This window comes from Myroides odoratus (genome assembly GCF_001549985.1).
Classification (GTDB): Bacteria; Bacteroidota; Bacteroidia; order Flavobacteriales; family Flavobacteriaceae; genus Flavobacterium; species Flavobacterium odoratum_A.
This window is the reverse complement of sequence record NZ_LROZ01000003.1, coordinates 208,307-221,337: the sequence shown is the minus strand read 5'-3', so window position 1 is coordinate 221,337 and position 13,031 is coordinate 208,307. Positions and strand designations below refer to the sequence as shown.

Sequence of the window (13,031 nt, the reverse complement as noted above, 5' to 3'; positions counted from 1 at the left end):
GCAAACTACGGGTAAAGAATTAAACTATTTACCTAAAATCCAAGCAAATATAAGTGGGGCTACAATGGTAGCATCGGATTCAATGACATAACTTGGCGTATCGACATCGAGTTTTCCCCAAGTTATTTTTTCATTTGGAATACAACCAGAATAAGAACCATACGAAGTTGTAGAATCTGTAATCTGACAGTAATATCTCCATTTTAATACGTTGTCTTTCTCTAAATCTTGTACAAGCATTGGAGCGACACACATGGAGAAATCACCTGCAATACCTCCTCCAATTTGGAAAAATCCGATTCCTTGGTCTATGGCATTTTGTTCGTAGAACTCAGCCAACCAAACCATATATTCAATACCGCTTTTTACGGTTGAGGCTTGTAACTCTCTTTTAATTACATACGAAGCGAAAATATTTCCCATCGTTGAGTCTTCCCATCCCGGAACTACAATGGGCAAATTGCGTTCTGCTGCGGCAAGCATCCACGAGTTCTTAGGGTCAATTTCATACTCTTGCTCTAGTACACCGCTCAACAACAATTTATACATGTACTCATGTGGAAAATAACGCTCTCCTTGTGCTTCTGCATCCTTCCATATTTTTTCAATGTGATGTTGAATCTTGCGGAAAGCTTCCTCTTCTGGAATACAAGTATCCGTTACGCGATTGTATTTATTTTCCAATAATTCCAATTCATCCTGTGGCGTTAAATCGCGGTAATTGGGTATTCTCTTATACTGTGAATGCGCTACTAGATTCATGATATCTTCCTCTAAGTTGGCGCCTGTACAGCTAATAATATCTACTTTACCCTGACGAATCATTTCGGCTAATGAAATACCAAGCTCAGCGGTACTCATTGCACCAGCTAACGAAATCAGCATTTTCCCTCCTGCTGCTAGATGTGCCTCATAACCTTTGGCAGCATCAATCGTTGAAGCAGCATTAAAATGCAAAAAATTTTCTTTTAAAAATTGTGAAACGGGTCCTTTAGTCTGTTCCATTTTACGTTTTTATATTAAGGATTAAAAATTAAAAGCAGGAATACAACAAAGAGTACCAAGTGCATCATTCCCATAATAGGAGTGGTTCGCTTGCCAATAAAAGTCATCAAACTCAACAATAGAGTGATGATAAAAAGCATGGTCTCCGTAGCAGTCATTCCAAACAGCACTGTTTTACCTGTAATCAGTCCGACGATTAACACCGCAGGAATTGTTAGCCCAACAGTGGATACAAATGCACCGTGACACAAGTTAATTGCGCGTTGAAATTCATTGTTTAAAGCAGCTTTAACTGCCGTCATAGATTCTGGAGTAAATACGATAATTGCAATTAAAACTCCCCCTAATAAAGGAGGTAAATTAGCTGCTTTAATACCATAATCTACTACCACAGCCATATTATGGGACAGTAAAACAATAGGCAGAATCATTCCTAGTAAAATAAAGGTACGCACCCAAATCTCATTCTTATTTACGGATACTGCTTCTATAGCTGTAGTCTCTTTTTCTTCTACTTCATGGCGTTTTGTGAACAAAATTTCCATGTTTCCAGCCTTTGGTTGAATATACAAATGCTTGTAGCGTTTCATTTGCAACAACAAGAAAAAACCGTAGAGTACAATCACCAATCCAGCGAGTACCACAGCTTGTGTTGTTGTAAACTGACCTCCACCAGCTCCTTGTATAAAGTTAGGCAGCATCAGTCCAATCCCTCCAAGCATGATAATCATCCCCATATAGGAAAGCGTTCCTTGCGCATTGTATTCTTGTTCTCCAAACTTTAAACCACCTAAAAGGATACACAGTCCAATAACCAAGTTCATAATAATCATCATTACCGAAAAAATCGAGTCTTTCCCGATAGTAGGATTTTCCCCTGGCCCTAACATCACTGCTGCAATCAAGATTACCTCAATGGACACAATAGATAACGTTAGAATCAACGTTCCATAAGGTTCACCTAATTTATGTGCTAGCTCATCGGCTTCTTTCACCACGCCAAATGCTGCACCAATAATAGTAAAAAGTAAAACTAAGAATGTCCCTAATGCAATCATTCCCGTGATGGAATCACCTAAGAAGCTTTGTCCAAAAAGCAGAAATACAATCACAATTAGCCATACAGCTACTAATCGAATTCTAGTTTTAGTCGGAAAAATCTCGGATAATAGTACCTTTTTAGTTGTCATTTTTTTTATTTTTTGAGTTAAAATAACAAGACAAAATTACGGTCCGTGTTCTACATTACATTTATCATAGGATAAATAATGGCGGAAGGAGTTTTTGAATTTTATGAGGTCTTGAAGTTGTGAGATTATGATGTTGTAATGACACTAGGCCAAAAACTCTAAATTTTGGTCAATATTCTAATATTTCATGCATGATTAATTGTACATCTCTTTTGCGCATTTTAATGAGGTAATTGAATGTCTTTGGAGGAAGTCCTAAAAAATAATAATCCATATATCTAAAATAGATATTCTCTTCATTTTTCACATCTGAAACTCCCAACAATGCCTCTATCCGTCTTTTTAGGAATGGTTCATGCGCTAACTGATCTAATTGCTCCATTAATTCCTTACTCTTTTTGATAAAAACTTTACCTTCACTCGTTATTTCATCCGTATTTGTATAAAAAAGATTCTTTTCTTGAGCCAAACTAATAGAATCAAGCCGTTCTAAATAAATAAAATAGAATTCCATATCTTGAATTATAGTGACGTATTTCAACCCTGTTTCTCGTTTTTCCAAACTATCCTTCTTTAGAACAAGACTTTCTTTCAACCACATTATATCTTTTTCTATATCCTTTCCATACATCAACATCATATGATCCAATTGTAAATCATAAGAACTTCCACTGCGTTGACACCCCACACAGAAAGAAAAAAACAAAATTAAACAGCTGATTATTAAAAATTTAAACACTCTCATACCTTTTGTCGTTAACTAATTTATTATTCAATTTTCTTATTTTTTAATCAATCCAAAACCTCTATTGATAAATAGTTAAACCAACAGTATTTATTCCTTGGTATATTTTTGGCTTTGATTGAAATAGCCTATTATCCTTTTCTACATTACTCCAAATTGTATCTTTCAAAATAATAATATGTCGCATATAACTAAAATTTTGAACTAGATTTTCAAATACAGATGTTGTCACAAAATCAAAAATTTCTCCTTTACGTAGTGCTATTTTTTGTCTATCACTCGGGTTTGTAAAACTATTTTTATTTCTAGTATAAGAAATAATGTAAACAACCTCATTCTTATTATTTATAGCTTGAATCAAATAATACTTATTTCGCTTTATCTTATCTAAATAGGTTAATTGTAACGATTCATACTCAATATAATCAGGTATTTCCTGATATTCTCCTATCTTTCTATTTGTTGTACAACTGAAAAGAAATCCTACTACAAGCAAACTAATAACAATCTTTTTCTTTTTCATACTAGTGTATATTTCACAACAAGATAAAGTAAAAATCAGTTACTTATATAAAAACAGAATAAATGAAACCAGACAAGACGCTCTTTTTGGATGGTACCTCTCAAAATACAACGGATTAAAAAAACGATTTAGAATAGTTGTCTCTCAATAAATAAAGTTGAATTGCCAATCAGCCTATATTTATAATCTCTTTCTTACTATATTAGTCATCACATCCTACGATTCACTAACACCTACGAATGAGAACACTTATACTGCTATTTTTTCTATGGGGATCCTTTGCTAGTTGGGGACAATCCAAACAAGAGAAATTAATTGACCAATACCTTACCCAGGGTGCTTATCGTTATCATTATACCCTACAAGGATGGCAAGATCAAATTGACTTAGCCCTTGCGCAAGATTCTACACTTGCTATCCTTTGGCAGAATAAAGCACTTCCGTATTGGAAAACCAAAAAGTACAACTTAGCTGTGGCTTGTTATGATCAGGCCGTACGTTATGATCGAAAAAACTATTTAGGACGAAGAGGATACCTCAAATGTATTTTTCAGCGAGATTATAAAGGAGCTATCCAAGACATGCAGCAAGCAGAGCAAGAATTTGGTTATGACTATCAAAATGATCATTCTTATGCGTTTTATATTGCGTTGTGCCATTTACAACTTAATGCATTTGAAGAGGCTAAAAACACCTTAGAAAAAGATATAAACCGCACCATTCAAAAGCATGGTGAATCTTGGCTGCATCACTTAGATCTCTTTTATATGGGGATTATTTACTATGAACTACGAGAGTATACTCAAGCCCAGTATTACTTGGATAAAGCCTTGATCGAATACCCTAAATTCTCCGATGCTCAGTACTATAAAGGTTTGTGTTTTCTCGCTCAAAACAACAAAACGGAAGCTCGAAATATCCTGCTTCAGGCACAAGAAAATGCCAAACAAGGATATACAATTAATGAAGATGACGCCTATTACGAATCCTATCCTTATCAAGTGAATTGGCATATGGCCCAATGGACCATTCCTCAGGATACACCATAAAAAAACTCTTTCCTACAGGGTGTAGAAAAGAGCTTTTCCTCTTACTAATTCTAGTTTTTATCAGTTAATGGGAACATCCGAATTTCTTATTTTCCAGCTTGTTTTGCGCCTTCAAATACATATATAATTTCTCCTTCTGCCTGTTTAGTCGTGTGAACATCCATCGTTTTTGTATCAGCATGATACCAAAATATACCCGATAGATCCCCTGTGACAGTAGTGATATCGTTGTTGTAATTTCCTTCTACTTTCATTACTTTTTCAGTAACTCGAGAATAGATTTCATCCGATTTTGCTGTTACTTTCACATGTTGTGCATCAACTTTAGTCACATGGATAATTACATCGAAAAATTCATATTTTCCGGTTCCTGTGAAATCATCGTAGACTCTCATTGATCCTTTATATGTTCCAACAGCAGCGTCAATTGATCCTCTTTCTGGTAAATCAATTCCACCATTGTCATCACTTGAACTACAGCTTGTAACAAATGCGCTGGTAGCCATAACAGCTACTGCTGCTAATAAGCTTACTTTTCCTTGGAGTTTTTTCATACTAATTTTTGTTTTTGTTGTGAAAGACAAATTTCTTTATCTTCTACTTTTTCGACAATCATCGCATACCGTGATTTTTTTCTACGGGTTTACCCTGATTTTTATAACCTATTGCGAATATTTTTTTTTTATTCAGATATTTGTTTCCTAATTGCCATCGGATGCCTAAAACGCTATTATCTCTAGTCCTATTAGTCTTGGGTTGGAATACAACCTTTGCTCAGTACTTAATTCCTCTAGATGAGGAACAATACTTGTCGCAAATTAATTCCCAAATCCAAACCCATGGACAAGATACAATTGCACTAAAAAATTACCTCCTCTTAGCGGAATATTGGGCACCGACTGATAGTATTCAAAGTTATAAGGCTCTACAAAAGGTCCTTCAAGCCTCTACTTCTAAACAACTTCACGCAGGTATACTTGCTTATTATCAAGGGATATACTATGCTAATACGGGTAAAAAAGACAAGGCTAAAGAATATTATCTCCAAGCCATAGAGCAACTTAAATCCAAAGCTTATCTAGCAGACATCCGCATCAAAGCCCAATACAGTTACGCCTATCTTCAAATTGAAGAAAAAGGCTATGATATCATGGTCAAAACATTAACTGAAACCTGTATTCCATGGGCCAAAGAAGTGAAAAATAAAGAAGCACTTGCCTATTTTTATACGCAATTAGGACTTGTCTTTATGTCCGTAGCCCAACTGGATACCGCTCAAGAATATCATGATAAAGCTTTAGAAGTACTAAAAGAAATTGAACCCCAAAGCACAGTACACTTAATTACCTACTTGAATTTAGTAAGTAATTATTGCTATAAACCAGATAGTGAATCGGCTAAAATCTACTTGGATCAAGCAACGAAGCTAGTAAGAAAGTTCCCTAATTCTCAACACTATCCCAACTACTACTATCAAGTAGCCATGTACTATACCACTAGGCAAGAATTTAAACAAGCATTAGAAACACTGCATCTTGGGATAGCTTCGGCTAAAAGTAAAAAACAGCTGAGGGTACTCAACATGTTGTATTTCCGTCTGTATAATGTGTACTTGATGCAAAAGGATTACCTCCAGGCCAAAGCGCTATTGGAGCAAATTCTCAAGGAAAATATCATCGTCAAAGAGCCAGTCAACCGCAAAATAACCTATACTCAATTAGCATCGGTTAATGAAGTTCTTCAAGATTTTAAAAGTGCATATGATTGGCAGAAAAAAGCAAGCATCCTAAGTGATAGTTTGCATCAGCAAAAGCTTTTTGAAAAGATGAACCAACTGGAAATTCAGCTTCAAACAGCTGAAAAGCAGCAGGAAATAGACCAATTGGAGCAAGAAAAAAAAGAAAGTGAATTGTTGAATAAAAACAAAAATTTAAAGTTCACTTTACTGATTATTGCCTTTATTTTATGTTTGATTATTGCCTTTTTGGCGTGGATTAACTTCAAAAATCAGAAGAAACTCAACAAACAAATTCGCCTGCGCCATGAAGAGCAACTGCTCCATATTGACAACGAACGCAAATATGAAGCAACGCAAGCCATTTTACAAGGTGAGGAACAAGAAAGACAGCGTATTGCTCAAGATTTACACGATAGTATGGGGGGAATCTTGGCGAATATTCGAATGACGGTTTCGAAAGATGTAACACAGCCAGAATCGAAACAAGATCTGCTAAGCAAATTGGATTATTCCATTGCAGAAATGAGGCGAATCTCTCGTAATTTAATGCCTGAAACACTCAAAAACCTTGGGCTAGAAATAGCACTTCAAGAATTGTGCGAATCCATGAGTCACCCGCATCTTCCTATTCAATTTGAAGCTTATAATATACAAGATGGTCTTGATTTTTCCATACAACTAGCCCTCTATCGCATTACCCAAGAAGCGATTAGCAATGTAATCAAATATGCACATGCTTCTAGTATTATTGTGCAAATCAGTCAAAATGAGGGAGAACTAAGTTTAACCATTGAAGATAATGGAATGGGGTTCAACCAAGAAACGATCACCCATGGCCTAGGTTTAAAAAACATAGCTCATCGCGTCGAACTCATTGAAGGACACTTAGAAATCAACACAGCACCTGGTGAAGGCACCACATTAAACATTACTTGTCATGCATAAAAAAGAACAACTCACCTTAGCGATTGTAGATGATCATCCGATGATAATAGCCGGAATAAAATCCTTATTGAGTGATTCCAATTTTCAAATCTTCTCCTTTACGAAAGGAACGGCTTTGTTGGATTTTATCCAAACCAACCCCGTTGACCTTGTGCTGCTTGACATTATTTTAAGTGATGGAAATGGTTTAGATTTCTGCAAAAGCATCAAACAACAGTATCCTCACATTGTAGTCATAGGGCTAAGCAATCAAACAGAACGCAGTATTATCTTTAAATTTTTAGAACATGGTGCAGCGGGTTACCTGCTCAAAAATGCGGATTCAGAAGAAATTCTCGAAGGCATTGAGCAAGCACTCGAAGGCAAACTAGCACTGAGTAAAGAAGTTCAAGAGATTATGGTTCGACCTACACATACCCACTTTGAGATTCCACGGTTAACCAAAAGAGAACATCAAATACTCTTAGCCATTGCCCAGGGCGATACTTCCGCTATTATCGCACAAAATTTATTTATCTCTCTCGTAACCGTCGAGACCCATCGCAGAAATCTTTTGCAGAAATTCAAGGCTAAAAATATGATTGAATTGGTTAAAATAGCTACCGATCATCATTTAATTTAACCCCATTTTTGCGTTTTTCGCCTAAATTACATTACAAAAAATTCGAGATTCATTACAGTTTTACGTGAACTAATTACAGTAAAGCTCTAAAATAATCTAAATTTTAAATCTTTGCGTTGTATCTTTTAAACACGCAAGCCATGTCTACAACAGTCAATCTAAACTCTATATGGAATTCCAAAACACCTCAAAGGCGTTTTTGGAACTTATTTTTATTTTGGAAATCTCTGCCTAAGAAACAAGCCAAAATACCGACCCCTAAACATATCACCCAAAACTGTAAAGGATTAGAATTGCAGAAAAATAAAATTAAAACCATTCTCTATTCTACTGATTTAGCGTTGATTGAAAATAACGATGCAGATGCGCTATTGGCTGTATATCCTTTCCCCCCTTCCATACAAATTATCAAAACCCTCATCGAATTTTCGAATCGACCTGTTATTTGTGGCATTGGTGGTGGAATGACACAAGGGGAACACGCCATTGAAATAGCTCTTCAGGCTCAAAAATATGGTGCAGCGGCAGTTATCGTTAATCAACCTTTTAAAAATGAAGATATTGTCAAATTGAAACAACAAGTATCGATCCCTATTATTTCGAGTGTATCCACGTTGAATTTTGATTTTGATCAGCGCATACAAGCGGGAGTATCTTGTTTTAACGTTACGGGAGGTCCTAATACAGTGGCAATCGTTGAACATCTACAACGCAACTACCCCGATTTCCCTATTATTTCAACAGGAGGTAAAACCGTCGATTCCTTACACCATATTGTAAATAAGAAAATTAATGCAGTCATCTTAACTCCGCCATCTAATGCAGAACTTTTTCGCTCGATTATGGATACTTATAGGCTGGAATAATGAATACGGAACTATTTACCACTTACTAACAATAAAAAAAGCCAATCCTCCGGATTGGCTTATCTATAATTTATTATGTTCTTTTCAGCTAGTTTCTACAGCAATGCTGCAGCTTTCTGATCTAGAATATATTCAACATGTTCCAATTGCTGTAAGAAAGTAGCAGGAACTGCAGTTGAAATCTCTCCTTTTAAGGCTTTCTGAATAATTTCTGCTTTTCGTTCGCTCAAGGCTAACAGAAAGATTTGTTTAGCTTGAACAATGGTTTGAATACCCATGGTAATCGCTTGTGTAGGTACCTTATCAGCGCCTCCAAAGTCATCTATTGCATCTTCGCGTGTGATAGCATCTAATTGGACCAAGCGCGTTAAAGAATCCTGTAATGATCCTGGTTCATTAAACCCAATATGCCCACTGCGTCCAATACCCAGTAACTGCACATCTAACCCTCCAAAATCAACAATCTTCTTTTCATATAAATCACAAAAGGCTTGTATAGCACTCAATTCTAGCGTTCCATCAGGAATGTGAATCTGATGCGCAGGTATATCAATATGATTAAACAAATTTTGCTTCATAAAGGTAACATAACTCTGTTCCTCTACCGGATGCATAGGATAATATTCATCTAAGTTAAAGGTTACTACATTTTGAAAACTTAGCCCTTCACTTTGATGCAAACGCACCAATTCTCTATATACTCCTTTTGGAGTAGATCCCGTTGCTAATCCCAAAATAGCAAGCTTCCCTTTCTCTTGCTTTGCTTTAATTATTTGAGCAATTTTATCTGCTACGTATGCAGATGCTTCATCTGCATTCGCATATACTTTGATCACTTGTTGTAAAGAATGTTCTAGCACTTTTTTCCTGATTCTTTTATTTGTATATCCCCCAAAAAAAGCAGAAAAACAATGCGAATTCTACTTGCATTGTCCCTTTTATTATGGATTGGATGTACCCTATTACTATTAATTCCATTCGCAGGTAAAGAAGAATCTTCCATCCTTATTTAACCGCCTTTCTTTTTCATGTATCAAAAATACAAAAATTAAAAATAATTAACACATTTTTTTTGCGCAAACCCCTATAAATAGTTAGTTCAACCGAATTAACGAATCAATCCATGACCGTTCATTTTCCATTTTTTACCGTTTACGAACAAAAAAAAAACACCCTACTTGAAGTAGGGTGTTTTTTTTTATAGCTTAAAGCTCGTCATTATGCTTTTTCAGCAACTAATTCTTCTTGAGCTTCTTGGTGTAATCTTTCGATTTCCTCTTTATCTTTTCTAGGCATTGTATCAACTAATACAGGCGTAGCTAAGAATAGAGACGAATAAGTACCTACAATAATACCAATCAACATAGCAAAGATGAATCCGCGGATTGAATCTCCACCAAAGATGAACATAATTAATAATACAAAGATTAAAGTCAATGACGTATTAATTGTTCTTGATAGTGTTGTATTAACTGAATCGTTTACAATCTTATTAAAATCTCCTTTTGTTTTACCAGCGATAAATTCACGTACACGGTCAAATACAATTACAGTATCGTTCATCGAGTAACCAATTACAGTCAAAATAGCTGCAATAAAGTGTTGATCGATTTCCATGTGCCAAGGCATAAACTTGTATGTCAACGAGTAAACTCCCAATACAAAGATTACGTCGTGCGCAACTGATACAATAGCACCTAATGAATATTGCCATTTACGGAATGAAATTACCAAGTAAATGAAGATTGCTACCATTGAACCTAATACAGCCCAATATGCATTTTGTTTTACGTCTTTAGCAACACTTGGTCCAATTTTAGAAGCTTGAATAACTCCATAAACTTTTCCTTCTGTAGCATTAACGAACTCTTCATATGTAATATCTTTTGCATAGTAAGGTTTCAATCCTTTGTATAACAATTCGTTTACTTCTTGATCAACCGTTGCACCTTCTTCTTCTACTTTGTATTTCGTTGTAATTTTCAACTGTTCTTTGTTACCAAAAACTTTAGCTTCAACATTTACTCCGAATACCTCTCCTAATTTTTCACTTACATCATTAGCAGAAACGGCTTTGTCAAACTTCACTTGGAACGTTCTACCTCCAACGAAATCCGTTCCTTCATCAAATCCATTGATAAAGAATGAAGCAAAAGAAACAACAACGATTACAGCTGAAAGACCATAAGTTGCTTTCTTCATTTTCAAGAAATCGAAGTTGAAGTTTGTAAACCAGTTTTTCGTGATATTTGTTGCAAACATTAATGTTCTTCCTGCTTTCACATCTCTATCCATGAAGATACGAGCGATGAAAATAGAAGTAAATAATGAAGTAGCAATACCAATTAATAATGTAGTTGCGAATCCTTTGATTGGTCCTGATCCGAAAGCGAATAAGATAACCCCTGTAAGGATGTGTGTTACGTTAGCATCTACAATTGGACGCATAGCACCATGCCAGCTGTATGATTCTTTGATTGTATCCGCCAAACTCATACCCTTTCGCAAACACTCTTTCGCACGTTCGGAAATAATAATATTCGCATCTACTGCTGTACCCATAGTCAATACGATACCCGCAATACCAGGCAATGTCAATACAGCACCTAAGCTTGCTAAAATACCAAACATGAACAATAAGTTAGCTAATAACGCAATATTTGCGTACCAACCTGCTCTACCATAGTAGAAGGCCATCCATAACCAAACAACGATTAAACCAGCGATTGCAGATAACATACCTGCATCAATAGCTTGTTGTCCTAATGATGGTCCTACAATTTCAGATTGAACGATATCAGCACCTGCAGGTAATTTACCAGCACGTAAGATATTCGCTAAATCTTTTGCATCAGCAACAGAAAAATCACCAGAAATAGATGATCTACCACCAGAGATAGCTCCGTTTGTAACACCTGGAGCAGAATACACCACGTTATCTAAAACGATTGCAATATTCGAACGCTCCGCGAATGCTTTTCCAGTTAATTCTTCCCAGATTTTAGCTCCTTTTGGGCTCATCGTCATACCTACAACTGGACGACCGAAGTTATCGTATTCGTCTTGTGCACCTGTTACAACACTTCCACTTAAAGGAGGAACTCCTTCGCGGTTTGTTTTCAACGCGTATAACTCAACGATATCTGGTGCCTTTTTACTTGGTTTACCCCAAACAAAACGAGCGTATTTTTGATCAGCTGGTAATAAGTTTCTAACGTCTTGACGTTTTAATAAACCATTTACCTTCACTGTATCTTTCGTTTGAACATATCCTAAAATAGGACTTCCTTGCTGTCCACCTCCAACGAATAAGCTGAATAAAGGACCTAATTCTTGCAATTGATCAGTCTCAGTAGAATCAGCTTTGATTCCACCTAATAATGCATCAACATCTGTTTTTGTTGAATCTTGAACTTGTTCAGTTTCTTTTGTTTCAGGTTTAGCCGCTTTTTCCGTTGATTTTAAGTACTCATTAGCAGAAGCTAAGTAATTCCCGATTTCTTCAACTTTATACGTTTCCCAAAACTCTAATTGAGCAGTACTTTGTAAAAGATTCTTGATACGATCTACATCTTTTGCACCTGGCAATTCAACTAAAATACGTCCTGTATCACCAAGCATTTGAATATTGGGTTGTGAAACACCAAATTTGTCAATACGCTCTCTGAATACGCGGTACGCACTCTCAATAGATTCTTTTACTTTTTTGTCTAAGATAGCCTTTACTTGGTTATCTGACATACCTACTGTAATCTCACTTAAATTTCTGTTTGCAAAAATATCTCCAGAAGCTAATTTCACGCTACCTTTTGATTCTTTTTCAAAAGCAGCATAAAACGCATCAAGGTAACTTTGATTACCTTGTCTCATTGCCTCAGCCTCTGCCAATGCTTTATTAAAAACAGCATTTTTCGAATTATTCGCTAATCCTTTAAGGATATCTTTGATTGAGATTTGTAACGTTACGTTAATACCTCCCTCTAAATCTAATCCTTTGTTGATTTGTTTAGCTCTTACTTCATTAAATGTCTGTCCTAAAAAAACTGTTTGATTACCAATAGAGTCTAAATAGTGTAATTCTTTCTCAGAATCCCCGTTAGCAAAAGCTTTCGCTTTGTCCTCATAATGGCCTGTAACAAAGGTGAAAGACAACTGATAAATACTTACCAGAGCAAAAATTATTGCAAAAAATTTAACAAGTCCCTTGTTTTGCATTATTACTAAAAATTAATTAATTATTTTTTTAAAACGAGCAAATATAAAATATGATGCTAGATTAACCAATTCTTTTAGCAAGTTTATCGCTAAAAAAATAAGGATTTCCATTTCTATTTGCTCGACATGTTAT

At 35.7% G+C, this 13,031-nt stretch carries 11 protein-coding genes; 4 read left to right on the top strand and 7 right to left on the bottom strand.

The features are described 5' to 3' along the window. Positions 1-24: 24 nt before the first annotated feature. The 4 genes from AWV75_RS05470 to AWV75_RS05455 all read right to left on the bottom strand — a co-directional run bounded on the left by AWV75_RS05470 (position 25) and on the right by AWV75_RS05455 (position 3,463). The gene (locus AWV75_RS05470; RefSeq protein ID WP_060873419.1) at positions 25-1,005 is read right to left on the bottom strand and encodes a deoxyhypusine synthase family protein; all 981 of its coding nucleotides are present in this window, start codon (positions 1,003-1,005) and stop codon (positions 25-27) included. A gap of 14 nt (positions 1,006-1,019) precedes the next feature. Continuing rightward, entirely contained in the window at positions 1,020-2,195 is a 1,176-nt protein-coding gene (locus AWV75_RS05465; RefSeq protein ID WP_060873418.1) for a calcium:proton antiporter, read from the bottom strand. Positions 2,196-2,364: 169 nt separating this feature from the next. Further along, the gene (locus AWV75_RS05460) at positions 2,365-2,940 is read right to left on the bottom strand and encodes a hypothetical protein (RefSeq protein ID WP_060873417.1); all 576 of its coding nucleotides are present in this window, start codon (positions 2,938-2,940) and stop codon (positions 2,365-2,367) included. Positions 2,941-3,001: 61 nt separating this feature from the next. After that, positions 3,002-3,463, bottom strand: coding sequence for a hypothetical protein (locus AWV75_RS05455; RefSeq protein WP_060873416.1), 462 nt, complete (start codon positions 3,461-3,463; stop codon positions 3,002-3,004). A 239-nt stretch (positions 3,464-3,702) separates the two neighbouring features. On the opposite strand from AWV75_RS05455, the gene AWV75_RS05450 reads away from it, so the two are divergent. Beyond that, positions 3,703-4,512 (top strand): tetratricopeptide repeat protein, encoded by an 810-nt coding sequence (locus AWV75_RS05450; protein WP_060873415.1) that lies wholly within the window; start codon positions 3,703-3,705, stop codon positions 4,510-4,512. A gap of 86 nt (positions 4,513-4,598) precedes the next feature. On the opposite strand, the gene AWV75_RS05445 is transcribed toward AWV75_RS05450, so the two are convergent. Then, positions 4,599-5,066 (bottom strand): hypothetical protein, encoded by a 468-nt coding sequence (locus AWV75_RS05445; RefSeq protein ID WP_060873414.1) that lies wholly within the window; start codon positions 5,064-5,066, stop codon positions 4,599-4,601. Between the two features lie 161 nt (positions 5,067-5,227). Between AWV75_RS05445 and AWV75_RS05440 the strand changes: the two genes are divergently transcribed. From AWV75_RS05440 to AWV75_RS05430, 3 genes are all read left to right on the top strand, one after another. Beyond that, entirely contained in the window at positions 5,228-7,195 is a 1,968-nt protein-coding gene (locus AWV75_RS05440) for a tetratricopeptide repeat-containing sensor histidine kinase (RefSeq protein ID WP_060873413.1), read from the top strand. Then, positions 7,188-7,817 (top strand): response regulator, encoded by a 630-nt coding sequence (locus AWV75_RS05435; RefSeq protein WP_060873412.1) that lies wholly within the window; start codon positions 7,188-7,190, stop codon positions 7,815-7,817. Before AWV75_RS05440 ends, AWV75_RS05435 begins: the two co-directional genes overlap by 8 nt. 140 nt (positions 7,818-7,957) lie before the next feature. Next, a complete protein-coding gene (locus tag AWV75_RS05430; protein WP_060873411.1) occupies positions 7,958-8,683 on the top strand; it encodes a hypothetical protein in 726 nt (241 codons plus the stop codon). Positions 8,684-8,778: 95 nt separating this feature from the next. On the opposite strand, the gene nagB is transcribed toward AWV75_RS05430, so the two are convergent. Continuing rightward, positions 8,779-9,543: a glucosamine-6-phosphate deaminase gene (gene nagB / locus AWV75_RS05425; protein ID WP_060873410.1), complete on the bottom strand. Its 765-nt coding sequence runs from the start codon at positions 9,541-9,543 to the stop codon at positions 8,779-8,781. Positions 9,544-9,901: 358 nt separating this feature from the next. Further along, a complete protein-coding gene (gene secDF, locus AWV75_RS05420) occupies positions 9,902-12,898 on the bottom strand; it encodes a protein translocase subunit SecDF (RefSeq protein WP_060873409.1) in 2,997 nt (998 codons plus the stop codon). Between the last annotated feature and the right edge of the window lie 133 nt (positions 12,899-13,031).